This window comes from Burkholderia sp. Ax-1724 (assembly GCF_011752995.1).
Lineage (GTDB): Bacteria > Pseudomonadota > Gammaproteobacteria > Burkholderiales > Burkholderiaceae > Paraburkholderia.
Window position 1 is genome coordinate 62,211 of record NZ_VWWL01000006.1, and the last position, 21,581, is coordinate 83,791.

The following is a 21,581-nucleotide window of genomic DNA, read 5'->3' on the forward strand; positions in this document are numbered from 1 at the left end:
ACCTGGCGTTACGCGGTGAGGAATGAAACGACTTCATCCGTGATCGCTTTCGTACCGTGCGAGCCACCGAATTCAAACGGCAGAATCTTTCCGCCCAAGAAAGTCTTTTCTACCGCGGCCTCGATAAGCGCCGCGCCATCGGCAAGACGTTGATCGCCCTGGCGGACTGCGAGCCACTGCAGCATCATGGCTGCGGAGAGAATCATGGCGGTGGGGTTCGCCTTCCCCTGCCCGGCGATGTCGGGTGCGGTGCCGTGAGCCGGCTGGAACAGGCCGTGTTTGTCGCCGATGTCCGCCGACGGCGCCATTCCCATTCCGCCGACCAGTCCCGCAATGAGGTCGGACAGAATGTCGCCGAACATGTTCTCGGTCACCAGAACATCGAACGTCCAGGGCTTCAGGACCAGATTCAACGCGACCGCATCGACGTAGGCGCTATCAGTGGCAACCCCGGCATGTCGCGCCGCAACGCTCTCGAAGACTTCGCGGAAGAACGCCATGGACTCGAATACATTGGCTTTGTCGACGTTGGTCACGCGCGAGGCGCGGCCGTTCTGCGCGGCCCGTTGTTCAGCCAGCGCAAAGGCGAATTCGCAGATTCGCTCCGTACCCTGGCGGGTAATCCGCATCGTGTCGAACACTTCGACTTTCTGGCCGTTCTCGTCCCGCTTCACGTCTCCCCGGCCGCGAGCATAGAAAAGGCCTTCGGTGTTTTCACGCACGAGAACCAGATCTATCTCGCGGCTCCTCGGATGAGCGAGGGGCAGCGGCAACCCGCCGAACGTTTTGACGGGCCGCACGCCCGCATAAAGATCGAAATGAAATCGAAGATCGAGCTGAGGAATAACTTCGGTGCCATCCTTGCCGCGAACGTGGGGCAAACCCATTGCACCGAAAAGAATGGCGTCGGCCCGATCGCAAACGGCGAGTGTTTCGTCGGGGAGCGCGACACCGCTCGCCAGGTAGTGCTGGGCTCCTGCCGGCTGGCTGTCCAGTTCGAACGCGACGCCGATTTTCTTGCCCACTTCGCCAAGGACATGGCACGCGGCTGCCATGACCTCTTCACCGATTCCGTCGCCCGGCAAAATGGCGATATGCCGACTGTTGCTCATGCCTTGCCTCCCGTGATTTCCTTGAGCTTCGAGAAAAAGCCCTTCTTGCGTTCGGAACCGATACGCCAGTCGACCGGCAACGACTGGAAGCCGCACGCCATCGATTCACGCGCGCCGCGGTAGTCGAAGAACCCCCAGCCGGCGTAACCTTCGACTGCCGCGACGAGATGGTTGTCGGGCTTGTCGAAATCGAAGTGATCGTCTTCGTTATAGAAAATCGGCTGGCCGCGATAAGCGGGCGAAGCCTTTGTACGCAGAAGCTGAAGGCGAATTCCATCGGGATTCGACTGTTGCCAGCCTTCCAGACCGGTGACGTGATTGCCGTGAACCAGAAGGAAATCGCTCGCACCGATGATGTTGTCCGCCACCGTATGGGGATTGAGGATGCTGGCGCTGACGAGCAGCCGTTTGGCCGGTGTGTTGAATTTTCCTTCGGAACGGCTCTTTGCCCGCTCGATCAGTTCGTGACAGCGAGCGACTTCGATAACAGGCTGATGGAACACCTTGTTGTCGATCTCGTTGCCGATTTCCAGCAGCACGTGATTGGCTGTGTGTTTTGCGAGCCAGTCGACCGTGTTATCGACAGCCCGCACGACAGCCGCTTCGTCGGCGAACAGACGGGTGGATGCGCCGTAAAAAAGACCCAGCACGACGACCATGCCGAGCTCGTCGGTCGCCTGGAGTACTTTCTCGAGACGCTTCATCCAGGGCTCTTTCAGCGAGCCGTCGGACTCGAAGGCCGAAATGATCCAGGGCTGAATCGGCGAGTATCCACGAGGACTGCCGCCCTGCAGGTTGATACATACGGCGTCGAGACCGTGCGTCTTGTAGTCGGCCAGCGCAGCACAGAATTCAGCGGTATTGCGATCCGGGTCCCACGGTCCGTCCGCGTAAGCCCACACGCCACGGGTCGTGGGGTTCTCGTCATCGGCAATCGCATTCGCCATGCGGCTGTTGAACAGCAAGCCTTCGATCCTGTTGCCGTTCCAGCTTCTGCCTTCCCATGTCGGGCGGCCGTTGATATGAAATTGATTTCCGGAAATGGAAACCACTGTCTTTCCCATTTTGTACTCCTTATAGTATTGACGATACCGATGCGCTTACGTCGTGATCCGACTGGCACAGTCATGACAATGGTGCGGCTGTCGAGCTAATCCCGTGTTCTGTGTTCGACAGCCGCCGTTATTCGGCTGTTACATGTGCTGGAACTTGTAGCGGTCGAAAATTTCCAGCAATTCCTTGCTCGCCCGGCGGCGATGCAACAGATTGTCGCGCGCCGCCCCTTCCGCATCGCCGTGGCGGATTTTCTCAACCAACGCCATATGTTCGTGCGTCGACGCGGTCGGGAACGGGCGTAGCCTGAGCGAAAAAAGCCGCGCCCGATGCGAGCGATCCCAGTAGTGAAAAACCGCTTCCGCGAGGAGCTTGTTTCCGGCGAGGGTCACGAGATACATGTGAAACTTTTCGTCGGCACGCGCCCAAGAATCGAGGTCGTTCTTCTCTAGTGCCTTCGCCATATCCGACGTCGCATCGATGAGAGGCTTCAACTCCTCCTCGGTGGGCCGCCGCCGCGTCAACATCTCGACCGCCGTGCTTTCGAGAGAGCCCAGAATTTCATAGATCTCGCGCATCATGACCGGCGACACCGGCAAAACGCGCATGCCACGACGCGGGACGACCTCGACGAGCCCTTCGTTGTGGAGACGCATCAGCGCCTCTCGCACGGGGGTGCGGCTCATACCGAGTTCCTGCGCGATCTCCTGCTCCATCGCGTTGTAGCCCGGCGTCCAGACGTTGTCGAGAATCCGGCGACGAATGGCCTTATAGGCACTGTCGGAAAGAGAGCCTGCTTCCTGATCCTGATCGACTGGGGAAGTACTCATGCAAAACTCCAATGAACGGGAGGGACGCCCGCGACAGGCATGCGGATCGTCGCGAGAGAGTCCCCGAGCAGACAACCCAGAAAACCTGTCTGCAGATCGTGCCCGCCGAATGCGAGGCTCGATATATTGCGAAGTACTTTGCTCCTGACGTTGTCGAGGTGGGGCCGATCCATACGCGAGTTGACGAATGCTTCTTCCACCCAGCCGAGATGCGAAGGCTCACAATCTTCCAGGTAGATTTCGCTGCGCCCGTTCCGGTCGACCCGCAGCACGCGATTGCTCACGATACTGGTAATCCAGAAGTTACCCTCGACGTCCTGCGCCAAACCGTCGGGATAAGTCCCCGCGCCAAATTCGGCGAATACTTCCTTCTGTCCAAGCGATCCATCTTCGGCAACGCGGAATCTCGAGAGCTTTCGGCCGAAGGTTTCGTTGACGTACAGATAATGATGGGTCGCGTCCAGCACGCACTCGTTGGTGTAACCCAAACCGTCCGCAACGATACGCGCTCCGCGCTCATCGATCAGCACCACGAAACCATCGGCAACATCGGGCCGATAGCCGGCCGCTCGCGGCACCTTGCGGGTACTGACCGTGACCCAAAGCCGTCCGAGATGATCGGCGACGACGAAGTTGGTCGGCGGAAGATCAAGCCCGTCGACTGTGCGAAGAACCGTACTGACGCTACCGTCGCGCTGCAATCTGAACAGACCGCCGCGCTCGGCCCCGAGATGGGCAATCAGGAAACTGCCGTCACGCTGAAGCGCAATCCCGTTCGGCTTTAATGTCTCGCCGTCTACAGCGTGACCCAGATAGGTGACCTGCTGCCCCGACGGACGGATTTCGGTGACGCCGCCACGCCAGTCCGCCACGAACAGCGCACCGGATTCGGTCGCAAGAACGCACTCAGGGCGCTGTAAGTCCTGCCCCGTAAAAGCGATTGCGCTAACGTCGCCACTCATCGATTGCTCCATGACCCTTCAATGCCAGATTGTATTCGTTAATGCATACGTTGAGATCAAGGTTAACCCTGAACCATTTCTCGCGTATTCCCCGCGCACTCGCCTCAATCCGCATTGAGGCGCTCTCCGCTATGGCTGTCGAAAATATGCAGCTGGTTGGAAGGCATCGCGATCTGCAGTGCCTGACCGACCGTGAAATCCAGCGCACCGTCGACGACGGCCGTGATCCGTTCGGATGCGACGTTCAGCAGCAAATGCGTTTGCGCACCGGTCGGCTCGATGATCTCCACGGTTGCCGCCATGCGATTCTCACTGCGCTCCAACGACAACGCCTCCGGCCGGATGCCGACCGTTACCGCCTGCCCTTCGCTCACACTCGCGGCAGGAAGCACAGCCCTTCCGCCTCCGGCGAAACGCGCCGCGAATCCATCGGCGATCTTCTCTACCGTCGCTTCGAGAAGGTTCATGGCAGGCGACCCGATAAAAGTCGCGACGAAGCGATTCGCGGGCCGTCGATAAAGCTCCATCGGAGAGCCCTGCTGAGCGATGCGGCCGCCGTTCAGCACGACGATCCGGTCGGCAAGCGTCATCGCCTCGATCTGGTCATGTGTGACGTAAATCGACGTGGTCCGCATTTTCTGATGCAAAGCCTTGATTTCCGCGCGCATCTGCACGCGAAGCTTTGCATCGAGATTGGACAGAGGCTCGTCGAAAAGAAACGCTTCCGGCTGACGCACAACGGCACGCCCCATGGCCACGCGCTGACGCTGACCACCCGAGAGTTGCGCGGGCCGCCGCTCGAGCAGCGCCGTCAGATCCATCATGCGCGCCGCCTCGGTGACACGCTCCTTGATACGCGCCTTCGACTCCCCTGCAAGCTTCAGGTTAAAGCTCATGTTCTCCGCCACGTTCATGTGCGGATAAAGCGCATACGACTGGAACACCATGGCGATATTGCGATCACGCGCGCTCAGTCGGGACACCGATTTGCCGCTGATCCTGACATCGCCCGAGGTAGCCTCTTCGAGCCCTGCGATGATTCGCAGAAGCGTCGACTTCCCGCAGCCGGACGGACCGACCAGCGCCACGAATTCTCCATCGGCAATATCAATGTCGATGTTCTGAATGACCTTCACGGACTCGAACGTCTTTTCCAGATTTTTTAGGGCGATTGCTCCCATCTCTCTCTCCAGTATGCGTCGGGTTCAGCCTTTAACGGCGCCGGCGGTGATACCCGTGGTCAATTGCTTCTTGAGCAGCAGATACCCCACGACCATGGGGGCAACCGCGAAGACGATGGAAGCCGCCATCATTCCGTAGTCCACCGAGTACTCCGTCTTTGCAAATGCCAGCGCGACGGACAGCGTACGGTTCTGCGCATCGGGCAACAGAAGAAGCGCCGTCATGTAATCGTTCCAGATTGAAACAAACGCGAGAATCATGATGGTGGCGATGCCGTTCCGGCTAAGCGGCAGAATGACCCTTGAAAAAAGCGCCCATACGCTCGCACCGTCGACCGTGGCCGCCTCGTCGATTTCCGCGGGAATCGCACGCATGAAACCCGTCAGGATGAAAATCGACACCGGAATCTGCTCGGTCGCATAGACAAGGGCAATGCCATACTTCGTTCCCATGAGCCCGAGTTTCGTGAAAAGCACATAGGTCATGGGCAGAACCGAAACATTCGGAACAAGTACCGCCACCGTAAAGAACAGCAGGATGTACTCCGCGAACTTGAACTTGAACCGCGTCAGGGCGAACGACAAAGGAACCACGACAACGAGAAGCAAGCCGAGGCTGACCGCCGTGATCGACACCGAGTTCCAGAAGCTCAAAGGGATATTGGTGCTGGTAAATAGCCGCTCGTAATTGCTGAAGTCGAGGTGCCGCGGCAACAGGGAGATCGACGTCAGGATCGAGTTGCTCGATCTGAACGAATTCCCGATGACCCAGATCAGCGGAAACAGCGTCAGCACGGCGTGCAGACAGAGCACGCCATAGACCAGAACCAACGAAACCGGAGAATGTTCCCTGACCCGACGCTCCGCCGGCGATTCATTCAAGGACGGGCGTCCCATGAGTGCCTTGATACGAACTTGCATTCTGACCTCAGTAACTGGAAGGTGCCATGACCTTGCGGGTCGCGAGCGTGGCGCACAAACCGATCAGGAAAATCGACGTTGCGATAGCAGTGCCGTAACCGAATTCCAGACTGCCGAAAATCGTCTGATACATCCACGTCGCGGGAACCTGCGTGGCGGTACCGGGTCCGCCGCGCGTCATCACGAACACGTAGTCGAACGACTTCAGCGCGCCCGATATCGCCAGTACGATGCAAACCTGCAATGCGGGCATGATGCTCGGCACCGTGATGCTCCTGAACAGGCGGAAACCGCGGGCTCCGTCGATCTTCGCCGCATCGTACAGATCCGGCGATACGCCGTGCATGGCCGCGAGGAGAATGACGAAGAAGTAGCCGATGGTGTGCCAGATCGGCACGGCGATAACGGCGAACAACGCAGTGTGACTATTGGAAAGCCAGCTGGTGGCCAGCTTGCCGAGCCCCACTCCTCTCAGCACTTCATTGATCAGCCCGGCGTCCTTGTCGTACAGCAACGTGAACAGCAGACTGATGGCCGCCGACGAAATAACCACCGGAATGAAGAACGCGGTCTCGAAGAACCCATGCCCTCGCAGCTTGCCGCGCAACAGGCTCGCCAGAACCAGCGCGATGCCAACCTTGAACACGATCGCAAGCACGGCCCATAGGCCAATACGGTAGAGCCCGGCCATGTATACGCCGTCGGTAAAAAGACGCGCATAGTTGGCAAGCCCGACGAATGCGGGATGACCGAAGAAGTTCCACGAAGTGAAGCTGAAAAAGATCGTCTGCGCAAATGGAAGAACGAAGAAAATTCCATATAGAAGAAGCGCAGGAATGATATACAGGACTACTTCCCATCTAAATTTCAATGAACCCATGCTCAATTCCTTCCTGGATCGTATGATGACGCCCAATCAGCTCCGCATGATTTCCGCGAACTTTGCCACGTACTCCTGCGGGGTGTACTTTCCTTCGATAAATTCCGACATCAGCGGTTCGTAGCGCGTGCGCTGCGCGGGCTTCATCAGCTTCGGCACCCATTTGTTGCCGGGAGCCGCAAGCGCCGCTTTCAGGGTTTCGACGGATAGCTGCCCTACCGCCGCGGGATCGACCTCGAGGTCGAGCTGCGGCATCTGTACCTTGGCGGTTTCGGTGAAATAGCGCGCGGTTTGCCGATTCGTCATCCGGCGAATGAATTCCTGTATGTACGGTCTGCGCGCCGCATCGGCATATTGCTTCGAACTCGCGTACCAGAGCGAAGTGAGATCGCGCTCGACCCGGAAGTCGTGCTGTACGCCATCGGGAATCGCCGGAAAGTTCAGTACCTGAAGGTCGCCCGCGATCTTCGGATCGATCTCGAAGAGACGGAACGACGCATCGATCAGGAACGCCGCTTTTTCGGTGTTGGTGTACTTCGCATAGACCAGATCGCTGGACAGGGTAATGCCGTCGCTTGGAATGTTCCCGCCAAGCAGTTGCTGCACGAGGGTCGATGCCCGGACCATATCGGGTGAATCGGCCGGCTCCAGGCCGCCGTGTATCCTGACCGCCCGCTCGTTGCCGAGACAGCGGCTCATGACGTAGTTGTAGACCCGCGCGGCCATACTGTCGTTGCCGTTATTGATCGACCACGGTATCTCTCCGGCGGCACGCAATCTGGGTCCTGCTGCGACCAGTTCGTCCCAGGTCGTCGGAACCGGGACTTTCGCCCGGTCGAGAATCTTTCTGTTGACGAGCAGCCAGATATAGAACATCTGGGCGGGAATGCCGTATACGACGCCCTTTCGCGTTGCCGTGTCCCACGAGCTGTCGTCGAAAAGACCCTTGAAAAAGGGATCGTTCTGGCTCCATGCGGTCAGGTCTGCCAGTCGTCCTGCCTCGGCGATCTGGTCGAGCCCATAACTCGGATCGAGCCGCCAGAAAGTAAACACGTCGGGTAACCGGTCGCTCAGCGCATCGAGCTTGATCTTTGTCTGATGATCGAATCCCGGCGTCGCTTCGTGAATAAGCTTGATGTTCGGATAGTCGCGCTGAAATTCATTCAGTACTTTCGTGAAAGGCTTTGCCAACGGCTCGGCGCCCGCATAAGTGGTCGCGACGCGCATCGAAAAGCCCGGACCATCCGAAGGCGGCGGTGCATAGGGCGACGCCGCCAAAGCCGTCTTCGCAGTCAGTCCTCCGCTAGCGATACTTATGGCCAACGCCGCAAGATGCCGCAACGCGTCACGCCTCGGCATCGCACGGTCGAGCTGAATCAGTGCACGTGTTGAACGGCTCACGATTTTCGTCTCCATCAGAAGTCTTATGCTTCGCTTCAAGTATGCACGATATTATTCGTTAACGTATACGTTGTGCGTCAGGATAAACCCCAGGACGGGCGACACGACCGGCATCTCAATCAAGGGACATAACCGCGCTCTGCCACGGACGACGGGCGTCCCGCCCGGAAAGCGGGAACGGATAATGGCGGTGGGAAGTTTGAGCCGTGCGATGTGAATGCCGAGCCGGCGTTGGAAGCGAATGCGCAGCTTGTCGAAGCCGGCAAACCGCGCATGGGGCGCTCGACTAAGGGGGGACTTGAAGCAGCCCGTTTCGCGACCATATCTGCCCGCGAAACGGGCAATGCTGAAATGGGAGTCTGGAGAAAACCGGCGTCGATGATGGAAGCGACCGGCTATATTCCGCCCGCTGAAACCGGGTAAAACTATTACGGGTAACTGAGCAATATCGCCGAATACCCGTATGCAACCTGAAACAGCGAACCTCTACGACTCCCGGTTCGGTACATGAATGAAATCCGACTCGGGCAGCACGGCAACCGCCTTGATCTCGACGATATACCCAGGCGCGCCACCAAGCATATGCGCCCCTACTGCCGTCCAGGCGGGAAGCGGATCGGTGTCGAGATAGCGATCGCGCACCTGCATGAACAAAGGCAGATCACGCATATCGGTATGAAACGTGGTCAAGTCCACGACATCTCGCAGCGATGCGCCGGCAGCAGCCAATACCGTCTTGAGATTGTCGAATGCCTGCACGATTTGCGCTTCGCGCCCTTCGACGAGCTGCATATTCCTGTCACGGCCAATCTGGCCCGACACGTAAATCGTATTGCCAACCTTGACCGCGGGTGCATAGCGAATCTTCTCGTACACTGCTTCCATTCCTTCGGGAACAATGGCCTTACGATCATTCATCAACGTCTCCTCAAACAGCCTCAAATGCTGCACCCTATCCGAATGTTGCCGCAAGCAAGTCATGGGTCAGCCGGTATCTCCGCCTGCAACCGGCAACACCGTGCCCGTGATATAACCCGCTTCATCCGACGCGAGAAACAGGATCGGCGCAACCTGCTCGTCGATACTGCCGTAGCGCTTCAGAAAGGTCGACCCGGTCACCTGCCGCACCGCTTCGCTCATCCAGACCCTTTCCTGTTCGCTGTCTCCTGCGGCGTTGCGCGGAACGCGTCGAGGTGGCGCATCGGTGCCGCCCGGTGCCGTGGCAACGACGCGAATGTTGTGCTCCGCGTACTCCATCGCCAGCGATTGCGTGATCGCGTTGACCCCGCCCTTGGCCGCCGAATACGGCACACGCCGGATACCGCGCGTCGCATTCGACGATACGTTGACGATGGTTCCGCCGCCTCGCGCGAGCAGATGAGGCAGTACTGCATGACAGGTGTACAGCGTCGGCATCAGCGAGCGGCGGATTTCCGCATCGATCTGCGCGGGCTCGAACTCAGCGAACGGACGCATGCGAATGGCGCCGCCGACACCGTTGATGAGGATGTCGATACCGCCGAACTTTTGCGCGGCGTAGGCCATCGACGCCTGAGCGCCCTCGTACGTTTCGAGGTCCGCAACGAAACCCGCCGTATCCGCACGGCCTGCTTCGGCGGCCACCTCGGCCACGAAGTCGGCGCGATCGACGAACAGCACACGGGCACCCTCGGCCGCCGCGCGCAGCGCCACGCCGCGGCCGATCCCTTGCGCCGCGCCGGTGACGACCATGACCTTGCCTGTGAATCGTTGCATGTTCATGCCTTTGGCGCCGCGTTGGGAGTGAACTTCTCGTAGTGGAAGCTGTTGGGCTTCACGCCGTTGTCGTCGAAATACTTGCGCACTGCGTCGACCATCGGCGGCGGGCCGCACAGGTACACGTCGACGTCGCCGTCGTTCAAGGACTCGGCCGGCATATGCTGCGTGACCCAGCCCTTGCGCGAATGACTGGACTCCGCGTCGGCGACGACCGTGGCGAAACTGAAATTCGGCAGCTTCGTCTGATACGCCTCGATCGCCTCGACCAGCACGAGATCGAGGTCGCGGGTCACGCCGTAAATCAGATGCACCTTCTGCTGCGAGTTCGTACGCGCCAAGACTTCGAGCATCGACAGGAACGGCGCGAGGCCCGTGCCGCCCGCGAGAAACAGCAATGGCCGCTGCACGTCGCGCAAATAGAAGCTGCCGAGCGGACCGGTCAAATCCAGTTTCGTGCCCGGCTCCGCGACTTCGAGCCAGGTACTCATGACGCCGCCCGGAATCTTCTTGATCAGGAAACTGATCTTCGCTTCGCCCGGCGCCGACGAGAAAGAGTACGAACGATGCTGGCCGCTGCCGGGCACGTCGATATTCACATACTGGCCCGGCAGGAACACGGGAGCGGCCGCGTCCACCTCCAGTTCGAGCACGACGGCTGCGTCGTTATGCTGCTCGATCTTCGCCACGGTCGCGGCCAATTTGCTTTGCCCGGTCTTGCACACGGAAGACGATGCCGGCACAGCAATCACGCAATCGCTTTGCGGAATCATCTGGCAAGTCAGAACGAGCCCACCGTCCTTTTCGTCTTCGGTCAGTGCGTCTTCGATGTAATCGTCGCCGAGGTCGTAACTGCCGCTTTCGGCGCGGCACTTGCAGGTGCCGCACACGCCGTCGGAACAATCCATCGGCAGATTGATCTTCGCGCGGAAGGCGGCATCGAGTACTTTCTCGCCCGCCTTGCATTCGATGAAACGGGTCACGCCGTCTTCGAAATTCAGTGCAATATTGAAGTTGGACATGGATCCTCCTGATCCCATGTTGATTCTGACGCCCGACATCAAACGTGATAGACGTCGAGTACCTGCCGGATATAGTCGTTCTTCAGCACGATCTTCTTGTTCGAAATCAGCAGGTCGTCGCCGGCCTCGCGCAAGGTGACGAACATCGTGCCGAAAATATGATCCGTGGACTTGTAGCGGTGACTCAGCGTGTGGAAGTTGTAGCGCACGTCCACTTCGTCGCCGCGCTCGGCCAGGACCTCCACGTTGGTGACGTTGTGCGCCGTACGCGGCTCCGGCGTCGAGGCACCGCTGCGCTCCGTCTTGATGCGGAATACGCGATCTTCGAGGCCACCCCGGTCCGGGTAGTACATCAACGAGATCTGGCTTTGCGGGTCGTCGGTGATCCGGTCATCGTCGTCCCAGGACGGCATCCAGTAGGTGACGTCCTCCGTATAACAGGCCAGCCACTCGTCCCACTGGCGATCGTCGAGCAGACGCGCTTCACGGTAGAGCACGCCGCAAATCTTCTGGTAGTCGAAGCTCATGCCACGGTCTCCTTGCCTTCCTTCTTCAGCGCATCGCGCATCACCTGCACCCAGTACTCGTGCTGGCACACGAACAGGCCTTCGTCTTCGCTGCGTTCGCCCGAAATGCGCGGCTTCAGACCCATCCGGCTCGCATTCTCGTCCGGCCCCTCGATCCACAGCGGCGCGCCGCGCGAAAGGTCGTTCCACATCGCCGTGATGCCGGCATAGCCCGCCTGGCAGGCGCGGAACTCTTCGAGATCGTCGGCAGTACCCATGCCCGACACGTTGAAGAAGTCTTCGTACTGGCGGATGCGAATGGCGCGATCCTCCGCGCTTTCGCCCTTCGGCGCGAAACAGAAGATGCTGACTTCGGTCTTGTCCACGCTGAGCGGACGAACCACGCGAATCTGCGTGCTGAACTGGTCCATCAGAAACACGTTCGGATACAGGCACAGGTTGCGCGTCTGATTGACGATGAAGTCCGCCTGCGTTTCGCCGACACGGTCCTTGATTTCTTCGCGATGCTTGTACACTGGCCGCACTTCCGGATTCATCGTCCGGGTCCACAACAGGATGTGGCCGTGGTCGAAACCGTAGACGCCCGCGACCGACTTGCTCCAGCTATTCGCATCGACGGCCTGCGTGCCGTCTTCCTTGCGCCGTCCCATCGTCGCCGCGTAGTTCCAGTGCACGGTGCTGACGTGATAGCCGTCGCAGCCGTTCTCCATCTGCATTTTCCAGTTGCCGTCGTAGACATACGTGGAATTGCCGCGCAGTACTTCAAGCCCGTTCGGACTCTGGTCGACGATCTGGTCGATGATGACGCGCGATTCGCCGAGGTACTCTTCGAGCGGCAACACGTCCGCATTGAGACTGCCGAACAGAAAGCCGCGATAGCTCTGGAAGCGCGCCACTTTACGCAGATCGTGCGAGCCGTTCGTGTTGAACTGCACCGGATACTCGGTGGTCTTCTCGTCCTTTACCTTGAGCAGCTTGCCCGTATTCGAGAACGTCCAGCCGTGGAACGGGCAAGTGAAGCTGCCCTTGTTGCCATGCTTGCGGCGGCACAGCATCGCCCCCTTGTGCGCGCAGGCGTTGATGACCGCATTCAATTGCCCCGTCTTGTCGCGAGTAATGACAATAGGCTGGCGGCCGATCCACGTGGTGTAGTAGTCGTTGTTGTCCGGAATCTGGCTCTCGTGCGCGAGGTACACCCAGTTGTTCTCGAAGATGTGCTTCATCTCGAGTTCGAACAGATCGGCATGGGTGAAGATATCGCGCCGGCAACGGAATATGCCGGCCTCCTTATCATCCTGCACCGCGGTGGCGAGCAGTTGATCCAGTTCATTGGCTTTGTCGACGATGGTGGACATGATTTCCTCTCCCTATGCGCGCTTCGACACGGCTTTCGGCAGGACCTGCGCTTTCTTGCCCGGGACTGCTTTGACGCTCATGATGACTGTCTCCGTTGGGTATCTGGGGAAATTGCCTGGTGCGGGTCCGCCCTGGCATGGCGAAAGATGCACTTCAGTTCATTTGATGGTTTTATACAGGTCACGCATTTCGACCGTCCAATACTTTCCCCATCCTCTTTGATACCTATAGAATATAAAGAGCGTGCAATCCACAATTTATATGGATTTTTTGCGACGCAATATACCTAAACATGCATCGAAAAATAGTTCATCTTTGAGGTAGCCATCATGGATCTGCGTCAGCTTCGCTACTTCGTCGCCGTGGCCCGCGAGCGCAATTTCACCCGCGCGGCCGAGCAGCTTCACATTGCTCAACCGCCGCTGAGCCGGCAGATTCAGTTGCTCGAAGAAGAGGTCGGCGTCCCCCTGCTGATTCGCAATACCCGCCCCGTGCGGATGACCGACGCGGGCCGTCTGTTTTACGAGCAGGCCATGCAGGTTCTTGCGCGAATAGATCAGATGAAAGCCGCCGCGAGGCGCGTGGGACTCCATCAGCGCAGCGTGTTGTCGATCGGATTCGTCGGTTCGGTTCTGTACGCGGGATTGCCGACGCTGATGCGCAAGCTGCGCGCGCATGCACCCGAACTGGACATTCAGATGGTCGAATTGATGTCGATGCAACAGATCGAGGCGCTGAAAGAAGGCCGTATCGACATCGGCTTCGGCCGCGTGCACCACGGCGATCCGAATATCGCCGCGATCGTCCTGCGCGAAGAGCGCCTTGCCGCGGTCGTGCCGGCCGGCTCGCCGATGGCGAGAGAATCGACGCCATTGCCCATCGAACAGCTGGCAGGACAAAAGTTGATTGTTTACCCCAAGGAGCCGCGCCCCAGCTTTGCCGATCAGGTCCTGAACGTCCTGTACGGCCACGGCGTGGAAGTGGGCGAGGTGCTGGAAGTGCGCGAGATCCAGACCGCACTGGGACTCGTCGCGGCCGAATTCGGCGTGTGCATCGTGCCCTCGTCGGCACGGCAATCGCGGCAGGACGTGCACTACCGGGTGCTGGACAGCGACCGCGCAACGTCGCCGGTCATTTTCAATCACCGTATCAACGACAATTCGATCTATATCGGCCTCGTCAAACGATTGATCGAAGAAATGTATGCGGAAAATCCATCGTGGCTGCACGCGCATAACCTGACAAGATTCGAGCCGCGCCAATAACCCGACGTCAGGAACGATGTTGCGCACAACGTCATTGCCTTACCCGGGCGCCTCGGCGAAGCGCAATCCGATGATGCCGATCAGCGCGAGGCCGAGAAAGAACAACCGCATCCAGCCCGTTCCTTCATGAAAGCAGACCATGCCGATCACCACGAGTCCGATCGTGCCTATGCCGGTCCAGATCGCATAAGCCGTGCCGATTGGCAAAGACGCAAGCGAGCGCGCCAATAGATAGATGCTGAGCAGTCCCGCGACTATCGCGAGAATACTCGGCACGGGCCGTGTCCAGCCGGCGTTCAGCTTGAGCGACACGCCCATCGCGATCTCCAGCATCGCGGCGAGAAACAGCGTTGCCCACGCCATACCGCTACTCCCGTGTCTCACCGGATTGCCCGTCGGCAGCCGGCGACAGCACCCTGTTCGCGGCGAGTCCTTCGATGACCGCCGGACGAGCCTCGATCACCGTCAGCCAACGCGCTACGTGCGGAAATGCCGACACGTCCAGCTCCAGTTCGCCGAAAGTGCGCAACCAGCTGAACGCGGCGATATCAGCAATCGTGTATTCGGGCAAGGCGAGGAATGCCGACTCGCCCAGGCGTCGATTCACGACGCCGTAAAGCCGCAACGCTTCCTTGCGATAGCGCGCGATCGCCTCATCGTTGGCAGTCTCGGCCCTATGCAGAAACCACCATAGCTGGCCGAGCATCGGACCGATGCTGCCGATCTGGAAATGCAGCCACTGCTGGACCGTGCTTTGCTCCCGTTGCCGGCCAGGCCATAGGCACCCGGTCTTCGACGAAAGATAGGTCAGGATCGCGCCGGACTCGAAGATCGTCAAGCCGGCTTCATGATCGACCACGGCGGGAATCTTCCCGTTCGGGTTGATCGCCAGATAGTCGGGACGGTGCTGATCGCCTCCCGACAGATCGAGATTCACCTGCCGGTAGGCGATGCCGGCTTCTTTCAGGAAGATGCTGATTTTCTGCCCGTTGGGCGTGTCCGCGGTGTAAAGCGTCATAGCGTCGGCGTTTGACATAGGGTTCCTTGCGGCCTCCATATTTTTGCAATTACAATAATTGCAATTGCAATCGTATGGCTGAAGATCGCTTTTGGCAAGCCGTCCAACAACCGTAGGTATCCGTATGACTTCAGCGCCACTGCGCCCTCCCGTTTTTTCAAACGCAACACGCGGTGCGGCACGTGCCTGTCTCGCTGCGTTCGACGCCATGGAGCGCAGCGTCCCACGCCATGCCACTTCTCCGCGACACGCCATCGATGCCATTGCGGATAGTCTCGGCGGCAACGGTTCGGTATCGCATCGAATCTCGATCGTCAGAGCGAACCGGCAGCGAGATTCGCACGGGGCGCTCCCCAGCGCATGGCCGCTCTGGTTTCAAAGCGGGCGTCATGCGTTCGAAAAGCCGCTGCTGTATCTATTCGGATCGGAAACACTCGACCGGCTGCGGATGCTGTCGTTCGAATCGGCGGGACGGGGCATTCTGTGCAACGATGCCGAAACGCGGCCATCGATCTGGTGCAAGGGCGTGCAACCCGCACTGCCGCTCTGGCTCGCCTCGCATCCGGACTGCACGCCGTACGACCCCGCTTCCGCCGATGAAGCACGCGCCATCCTGCGCTCGGCGCTGCAAGCGCTTTACGTGGACCATCAAGCCGGCTTCTACTATCTGGCGACGCATGACGATACGTGCGCCGACACCGGCCCCTTGCATCGTGCCGATGCGCAAGGCGCAATCAAGGGGATGTATCGGCTCAGGCTCACGCCCGAGGTAAGCACAGTGAGCACGGCAAGCACGAATGGAAATAGAAAAACGCCGCCGCAAATCCGCCTATGCGGCGCGGGCAAGGCGCTACAGCGCGTGCTCCATGCGGCACGCCTGCTCTCGCAGGATTGGGGAGTCGCGGCGGAAGTCTGGAGTTGTCCCAGCTATACGCGCCTTGCCCGCGAGGGACGCGCCGCCGCGCGATGGAACATGCTTCATCCGCAATCGCGGCCACGACGGCCTCATATCGCCCGATGCCTCGGCGACAGCACGGCGCCGGTGATCGCCGTCACCGGCTACGCACAGCATATTGCCGAGCAGATCGCTCCATTTGCACCCGGGCGATTCGTGGCGCTCGGCGCAACGCCGCAGCGCGGCACGGCCTACGCGGATTTCCCCGGTGCGCCATGGATCACCCTGATTGCCCTGAAAGCACTCGTCGACGAAGGCGCATTGTCCGCGCAAACGTTGGAAGCCGCGCTGCGCACTTATGCGCTGACCTAGCCGCGCCCTGCCCTTATTTGCCCGGCGCCGCTTCGCGCGCGGCCGCGCCGGCCTGATCGAGCGCGCTCGCGAACACGCGCTGTTCGTCCGCATCGAACTGGGCGAGAAACAACTCGGCCACCGCGGATTCGTAGACCTTCCACATTTTTTTGCGCAGCGCGCGCCCCTTGCTGGTAATCGACGCGTAGGCGGCCCGTCCGTCCTCGGCGGAACGGGCACGGGTAACGAGCCCTTCTTCCTCCAGGCGGTCAACCAGTCTCGTCAGGTTGTAGCGCTCGATCGCCAGCACGTCCGCCAGTTCGTGCATGCGCCGCGTGCCGCCGGGGCCGCTTTCCAGCCCCCACAGCAGGTCATACCACGCATAAGCGGGCAAGCCGCTCTCGGCCAGCCGCCGCTCGACCTCGCGAATCATCAAACGGTGCGCGCGGACGAATGAGAACCACAGGTCGGGCTCGTTTCTGGACATATCGGAAAACTCCATGAGGTAATTGCAGTTGCAATTCTACTCTACGGAGCTACAATGGCCGCCTTAACGATTGCAATTGCAATCGTAATGCGCTGTTTTTCGTGGACACCTTTTTTGCCGCGGTTCGTGCAAGCGATGCACCCGCCACTCATTCTGGAGATGTGCCAATGAATTCCGTCTTTGAATCCGTCGATGTCGATCCGCAGGAAACACGAGAATGGCTGGAAGCGATGGAAGCGGTCGTGGCCGTGGAAGGACGTCCACGCGCGCATTACCTGATCGATCGACTGGTCGACCGGGATGCTGCCCGACATGGCGATATGCATGGCCGCGTGACGAGCGCCTACGTCAACACGATCGGACTCGAACGGCAACCCGCCTACCCCGGCGACCTGAGACTCGAACGCCGCCTGAATGCCTATATCCGCTGGAATGCGATGATCATGGTTTTGCGCGCAGGCAAGCATTCGAATGTGGGCGGCCATATCGCGACGTACGCGTCCGCCGCGGTGCTCTACGACGTCGGGTTCGACCATTTCTTTCGCGGCCGCACCGGGAACTTCGCCGGAGACCTGGTCTATATTCAGGGGCATTCCGCACCGGGCATCTATGGCCGCGCCTACCTCGAAGGCCGCATAACGGAAGCGCAACTGGACAACTTCCGCCGCGAAGCGGGCCGCAATGGCCTCTCCTCTTATCCGCATCCACGCCTGATGCCAGATTTCTGGCAATTCCCCACGGTGTCCATGGGGCTCGGGCCGCTCACGGCGGCCTATCAGGCGCGCTTCATGCGCTACCTCGAATACCGTGGGCTCAAGGAACATCAGGGCCGTAAAGTGTGGGCCTTTCTCGGCGATGGCGAAATGGACCAGCCGGAATCGCTCGCGGCGATTTCGCTCGGCGGCCGCGAGCGGCTCGACAATCTGATCTTCGTGGTCAACTGCAACCTGCAACGTCTGGACGGCCCGGTGCGCGGCAACAGCAAGGTCATCCAGGAACTGGAAGGCACCTTCCGCGCGGCCGGCTGGAACGTCATCAAGGTCATCTGGGGAAGCGGATGGGACGCGCTGCTGCAACGCGATCACACCGGCCTGCTGCGCCGGCGCATGATGGAATGCGTGGACGGCGATTATCAAACCTTCAAGTCGCAGAACGGCGCTTATGTGCGCGAACATTTCTTCGGTAAGTATCCCGAACTGCTCGAACTGGTGGCCGATCTGTCCGACGACGAAATCTGGAAACTGGCGCGCGGCGGTCATGATCCGGAAAAGGTTCACGCGGCGTATGCGCAGGCCATGCGCACCGAGGGCCGGCCAACCGTCGTTCTCGCCAAGACGGTCAAAGGTTTCGGCATGGGCGAAGCCGGCGAAGGCCAGAACATCAACCATCAATTGAAGAAAATGAGCGCCGATGCGGTACGCGCTTTTCGCGATCGCTTCGATCTGCCGGTCAGCGACGCACAGCTCGACGAGATGCCCTATCTGAAGCCCGAGCCGAATAGCGACGAAGCACGCTATTTCGCGGCGTGCCGCACGCGGCTCGGCGGTCACGTTCCGGCCCGCTTCGCCGATGTTCCGCCATTGCCGATTCCGCCGCTCGAGGCATTCGCCGCGCAGCTGAAGGACAGCGGCGAACGGGGTGCGTCCACCACGATGGTTTTCGTGCGCATTCTGAGTACGCTGCTGAAGGACCCGAACCTGGGCAAGCTGGTCGTGCCGATCGTGCCGGACGAATCGCGCACCTTCGGCATGGAAGGGCTATTCCGTCAGATCGGCATTCATTCGCCGGTCGGGCAACTCTATACGCCGCAGGACGCGGGCCAGCTGAGTTACTACAAGGAAGCGAAGGACGGCCAGATTCTGCAGGAAGGGATCAACGAATCCGGTGCGTTCGCGTCGTGGATCGCCGCCGGCACCGCCTATGCCAATCATGCGTTGCCGACGATCCCGTTCTATATTTTCTATTCGATGTTCGGCTTGCAGCGCATTGGCGATCTCGCCTGGGCGGCAGGCGACGCACGCACGCGCGGGTTCCTGCTCGGCGCGACTTCCGGGCGCACCACGCTGATGGGCGAAGGCCTGCAACACGACGACGGTCACAGTCACGTGCTGTCATCGGTCATTCCCAATTGCGTCTCGTACGATCCGACCTTTTCGTATGAACTGGCCGTCATCGTTCAGGACGGCTTGCGCCGGATGTACGCGCAACAGGAAGACGTGTACTACTACATCACGCTGCTCAACGAGAACTACCCTCACCCGGCGCTGCCGCCCGATGCCGAAGCCAGCATTCTCAAGGGGCTATACAGGCTGCCCGGTGTGGCACCGGACGAAGCTCGCGACGATGCGCAGCGTCCTCATGTACAACTGATGGGCAGCGGCGCCATTCTGCGCGAAGTGATCGCCGCGGGTGAATTGCTGAAGCAGGACTTCGCGGTTTCCAGCGACATCTGGAGTGCCACGAGCCTGACCGAACTGCGCCGCGACGGTCTCGCCGCCGAGCGCTGGAACATCCTGCATCCACAGGACGAGCCGCGCATTCCGTACGTTCGGCAATGCCTACAGGGCCGGCCGGGTCCGGTCGTCGTGGCGACCGACTACATGAAGATCGTCGGCGACCAGATCCGCCCGTTCGTCGACGATCGCCGCTTCATCGCGCTCGGCACCGATGGATTCGGCCGCTCCGATACGCGGGAGTCGCTACGCAGGTTTTTCGAAGTGGACCGGCATTTCATCGTGCTCACAGCACTGAAAGCGCTCGCGGACGAAGGCACCATTGCGCGCCGGACAGTCAGCGAGGCGATTGCGCGCTACGGTATCGATATCGACAAGATGGACCCGGCCACGGTTTGAGTACCGGCGGCAGCATTCACCGGATACCTGACTAATCGCAATCCCATCTGGACCTGGCATCATGCGTCTATTGAATATCGTGTGTTCTCCTCGTGGCGACGCGTCAGCCTCGATCACCATCGCGAATGCGTTTCTCGACGCGTATCGCCAGCATTGCACGTCGATCGAGGTCGACACGTTGAACGTCTGGGAAGAAGACCTGCCCGACTTCGACAGCGAGGGCATTGGCGCGAAATATAAAGGGGTATCGAAAGAACCCTTGAACAGCGTCGAATCGTCGATCTGGAATCGCATACAGTCGCTCGTCAAGCGTTTCCAGGAAGCTGACCGGATCGTTCTCGGCGTGCCGATGTGGAATTTCGGCTACCCGTACAAGCTGAAACAACTGATCGATCTCGTCAGCCAGCGCAATATGCTGTTCACCTTCAATGGGAGCGCATACGGTCCGATGCTGAAGATTCCGCGCGCCCTCGTCATTCATGTGCGTGGACAGAGCCGCGAGGCAAGTGCCGGCAGCGGCCATCCCGGGTTTGAACATCAGGCCGACTATCTCGACTTCTGGCTCAAGTTCATTGGCGTGGCCGACGTTAAAAGCCTCATGGTGGAGCACACCTGGCATGCCGACCCTCGGCAGGCGATCGAGCAGGGAAAAGCCCGGGCGCTCGCCATGGCGGCGGATTTCTAGGTATCTCCAGGCATAAGCGGACGCTCAACTCCACCCTTCGAGCCGCAACGTCGCCCGCACCAGCCTCTGCTCTTCCTGCTCGATTTCACGCAGGCTCGCACAGACCCTGTCGATATGATCGGCGGCGGCCTTTCGCGCCTGCTCCGGCAGCTTGCCGACCACCGCGTTGTAAAGCCGCGCATGCTGACGATCGATCACCCGTTTGTGCTGTTCGCGGTGGTAAAGGTTATTGACCGACGCGAACACGGAACTGAGCAGCAGATCGGTCAATGATTGCAGGGTGTGGACCAGCACCGGATTGTGCGAAGCCTCGCAAATCGCCAGATGAAACGCGTGATCGAGGCGCGCGTGGACCGACGGATCAGCCTCGGTCTCCTGTGCCTCGATCATCTCCTGATAGCGCCGCGTAATCAGCACATGGTCAGCCGGCGTGCCGCGCAGTGCCGCCAGCCGCGCCGATTCCGCTTCCAGCATGCCGCGCACCTCGAACAGGTCGTAGAGCGTGCGCGGCTGCGAGCCGAGCAGGTGCATGAGCGGCGAGGTCTCCGTGTGCCCGGTCAGACTGGCGACATACGACCCGCGCCCATGCGAGGTCTCGATGATGCCGCGCGCGCGCAGCAGCTTGAGCCCTTCGCGCAGCGCCGTGCGCGACACGCCGAGCTTCTCGACAAGCCGCCGCTCCGAGGGCAGCGACTGCCCCGCTTTGAGCACGCCGTCGACGATCAGCCGTTCGATGCGTTCCGCCACGACGTCCGCGACCTGGCGGGCGGGGGCGACATCGGCGTTCTCGCGGGTATTCGTATCGTGCATTTTCAAGTGGTACGACCAGTTAGGACAAGGGCATGAATCAAATCGTTATCCAGCAGGATATCGCACGATATTAAAGCCAGTGCGGAAATTGCTCTGCGAAGCCCGATAAAAAACTGGTACGACCACTCGACCAGCTTATCGACAGACGCCGGCGGCGCGGCAACAATTCCGCCTGCAACGCCTGCCGGCCGGTCGCCCCGATCCGTCGCGCGAGGGCG

The 21,581-nt window shown here is 60.0% G+C and carries 21 protein-coding genes and 1 pseudogene; 4 read left to right on the top strand and 18 right to left on the bottom strand.

Going from position 1 to position 21,581, the window contains the following annotated elements; all coding sequences use genetic code 11:
- Positions 1 to 8: 8 nt before the first annotated feature.
- From F3J19_RS09355 to F3J19_RS09420, 14 genes and pseudogenes are all read right to left on the bottom strand, one after another.
- On the bottom strand, positions 9 to 1,112 hold the full coding sequence (locus F3J19_RS09355) for an isocitrate/isopropylmalate dehydrogenase family protein (protein WP_167040035.1): 1,104 nt from the start codon (positions 1,110 to 1,112) through the stop codon (positions 9 to 11).
- The gene (locus F3J19_RS09360; protein WP_167040037.1) at positions 1,109 to 2,176 is read right to left on the bottom strand and encodes a hypothetical protein; all 1,068 of its coding nucleotides are present in this window, start codon (positions 2,174 to 2,176) and stop codon (positions 1,109 to 1,111) included. The genes F3J19_RS09355 and F3J19_RS09360 overlap by 4 nt, the downstream gene beginning before the upstream one ends.
- 129 nt (positions 2,177 to 2,305) lie before the next feature.
- On the bottom strand, positions 2,306 to 2,995 hold the full coding sequence (locus tag F3J19_RS09365; protein WP_167040039.1) for a GntR family transcriptional regulator: 690 nt from the start codon (positions 2,993 to 2,995) through the stop codon (positions 2,306 to 2,308).
- On the bottom strand, positions 2,992 to 3,957 hold the full coding sequence (locus tag F3J19_RS09370; RefSeq protein ID WP_167040041.1) for an SMP-30/gluconolactonase/LRE family protein: 966 nt from the start codon (positions 3,955 to 3,957) through the stop codon (positions 2,992 to 2,994). The genes F3J19_RS09365 and F3J19_RS09370 overlap by 4 nt, the downstream gene beginning before the upstream one ends.
- A gap of 104 nt (positions 3,958 to 4,061) precedes the next feature.
- Positions 4,062 to 5,138 carry a sn-glycerol-3-phosphate ABC transporter ATP-binding protein UgpC gene (gene ugpC, locus F3J19_RS09375; protein WP_167040043.1) on the bottom strand — a complete coding sequence of 359 codons (1,077 nt, stop codon included), beginning with the start codon at positions 5,136 to 5,138 and terminating at the stop codon, positions 4,062 to 4,064.
- Between the two features lie 24 nt (positions 5,139 to 5,162).
- Positions 5,163 to 6,059: a carbohydrate ABC transporter permease gene (locus F3J19_RS09380; protein ID WP_167040045.1), complete on the bottom strand. Its 897-nt coding sequence runs from the start codon at positions 6,057 to 6,059 to the stop codon at positions 5,163 to 5,165.
- A 7-nt stretch (positions 6,060 to 6,066) separates the two neighbouring features.
- Complete coding sequence (locus tag F3J19_RS09385; protein ID WP_167040047.1) at positions 6,067 to 6,939, bottom strand: sugar ABC transporter permease; 873 nt, start codon at positions 6,937 to 6,939, stop codon at positions 6,067 to 6,069.
- 36 nt (positions 6,940 to 6,975) lie between these two features.
- Positions 6,976 to 8,340, bottom strand: coding sequence for an extracellular solute-binding protein (locus tag F3J19_RS09390; RefSeq protein ID WP_167040049.1), 1,365 nt, complete (start codon positions 8,338 to 8,340; stop codon positions 6,976 to 6,978).
- Between the two features lie 168 nt (positions 8,341 to 8,508).
- Positions 8,509 to 8,607 (bottom strand): annotated as a pseudogene (locus F3J19_RS32370) (IS5/IS1182 family transposase); the annotation flags it as partial.
- A 219-nt stretch (positions 8,608 to 8,826) separates the two neighbouring features.
- Positions 8,827 to 9,258 (bottom strand): RidA family protein, encoded by a 432-nt coding sequence (locus F3J19_RS09400; protein WP_167040053.1) that lies wholly within the window; start codon positions 9,256 to 9,258, stop codon positions 8,827 to 8,829.
- 66 nt (positions 9,259 to 9,324) lie between these two features.
- On the bottom strand, positions 9,325 to 10,101 hold the full coding sequence (benD, locus tag F3J19_RS09405) for a benzoate diol dehydrogenase BenD (RefSeq protein WP_167040055.1): 777 nt from the start codon (positions 10,099 to 10,101) through the stop codon (positions 9,325 to 9,327).
- Complete coding sequence (gene benC, locus F3J19_RS09410; protein ID WP_167040058.1) at positions 10,098 to 11,117, bottom strand: benzoate 1,2-dioxygenase electron transfer component BenC; 1,020 nt, start codon at positions 11,115 to 11,117, stop codon at positions 10,098 to 10,100. The genes benD and benC overlap by 4 nt, the downstream gene beginning before the upstream one ends.
- 38 nt (positions 11,118 to 11,155) lie before the next feature.
- Positions 11,156 to 11,644: a benzoate 1,2-dioxygenase small subunit gene (gene benB, locus F3J19_RS09415; RefSeq protein WP_167040060.1), complete on the bottom strand. Its 489-nt coding sequence runs from the start codon at positions 11,642 to 11,644 to the stop codon at positions 11,156 to 11,158.
- A complete protein-coding gene (locus F3J19_RS09420) occupies positions 11,641 to 12,999 on the bottom strand; it encodes a Rieske 2Fe-2S domain-containing protein (protein ID WP_167040062.1) in 1,359 nt (452 codons plus the stop codon). The genes benB and F3J19_RS09420 overlap by 4 nt, the downstream gene beginning before the upstream one ends.
- A 330-nt stretch (positions 13,000 to 13,329) precedes the next feature.
- On the opposite strand from F3J19_RS09420, the gene F3J19_RS09425 reads away from it, so the two are divergent.
- On the top strand, positions 13,330 to 14,265 hold the full coding sequence (locus F3J19_RS09425) for a LysR family transcriptional regulator (protein ID WP_167040064.1): 936 nt from the start codon (positions 13,330 to 13,332) through the stop codon (positions 14,263 to 14,265).
- A 39-nt stretch (positions 14,266 to 14,304) separates the two neighbouring features.
- Here F3J19_RS09425 and F3J19_RS09430 read toward each other — a convergent pair whose 3' ends face one another.
- Both F3J19_RS09430 and F3J19_RS09435 read right to left on the bottom strand, forming a co-directional pair.
- Positions 14,305 to 14,628, bottom strand: coding sequence for a multidrug efflux SMR transporter (locus tag F3J19_RS09430; protein ID WP_167040066.1), 324 nt, complete (start codon positions 14,626 to 14,628; stop codon positions 14,305 to 14,307).
- 4 nt (positions 14,629 to 14,632) lie between these two features.
- Positions 14,633 to 15,301, bottom strand: a complete 669-nt coding sequence (locus F3J19_RS09435; protein WP_167040068.1) for a glutathione S-transferase N-terminal domain-containing protein — start codon at positions 15,299 to 15,301, stop codon at positions 14,633 to 14,635.
- A 430-nt stretch (positions 15,302 to 15,731) separates the two neighbouring features.
- Here F3J19_RS09435 and F3J19_RS09440 point away from each other — a divergent pair, with 430 nt between their 5' ends.
- Positions 15,732 to 16,550 (top strand): hypothetical protein, encoded by an 819-nt coding sequence (locus F3J19_RS09440; RefSeq protein ID WP_240158857.1) that lies wholly within the window; start codon positions 15,732 to 15,734, stop codon positions 16,548 to 16,550.
- A gap of 13 nt (positions 16,551 to 16,563) precedes the next feature.
- Here F3J19_RS09440 and F3J19_RS09445 read toward each other — a convergent pair whose 3' ends face one another.
- Entirely contained in the window at positions 16,564 to 17,016 is a 453-nt protein-coding gene (locus F3J19_RS09445) for a MarR family transcriptional regulator (protein WP_167040072.1), read from the bottom strand.
- A 167-nt stretch (positions 17,017 to 17,183) separates the two neighbouring features.
- On the opposite strand from F3J19_RS09445, the gene aceE reads away from it, so the two are divergent.
- Both aceE and F3J19_RS09455 read left to right on the top strand, forming a co-directional pair.
- Positions 17,184 to 19,868 carry a pyruvate dehydrogenase (acetyl-transferring), homodimeric type gene (gene aceE / locus F3J19_RS09450; RefSeq protein ID WP_167040074.1) on the top strand — a complete coding sequence of 895 codons (2,685 nt, stop codon included), beginning with the start codon at positions 17,184 to 17,186 and terminating at the stop codon, positions 19,866 to 19,868.
- 61 nt (positions 19,869 to 19,929) lie between these two features.
- Complete coding sequence (locus tag F3J19_RS09455) at positions 19,930 to 20,553, top strand: NAD(P)H-dependent oxidoreductase (protein ID WP_167040075.1); 624 nt, start codon at positions 19,930 to 19,932, stop codon at positions 20,551 to 20,553.
- 24 nt (positions 20,554 to 20,577) lie between these two features.
- Here the strand turns inward: F3J19_RS09455 and glcC are convergent, their stop codons facing one another.
- Positions 20,578 to 21,363, bottom strand: coding sequence for a transcriptional regulator GlcC (glcC, locus tag F3J19_RS09460; protein WP_167040077.1), 786 nt, complete (start codon positions 21,361 to 21,363; stop codon positions 20,578 to 20,580).
- Between the last annotated feature and the right edge of the window lie 218 nt (positions 21,364 to 21,581).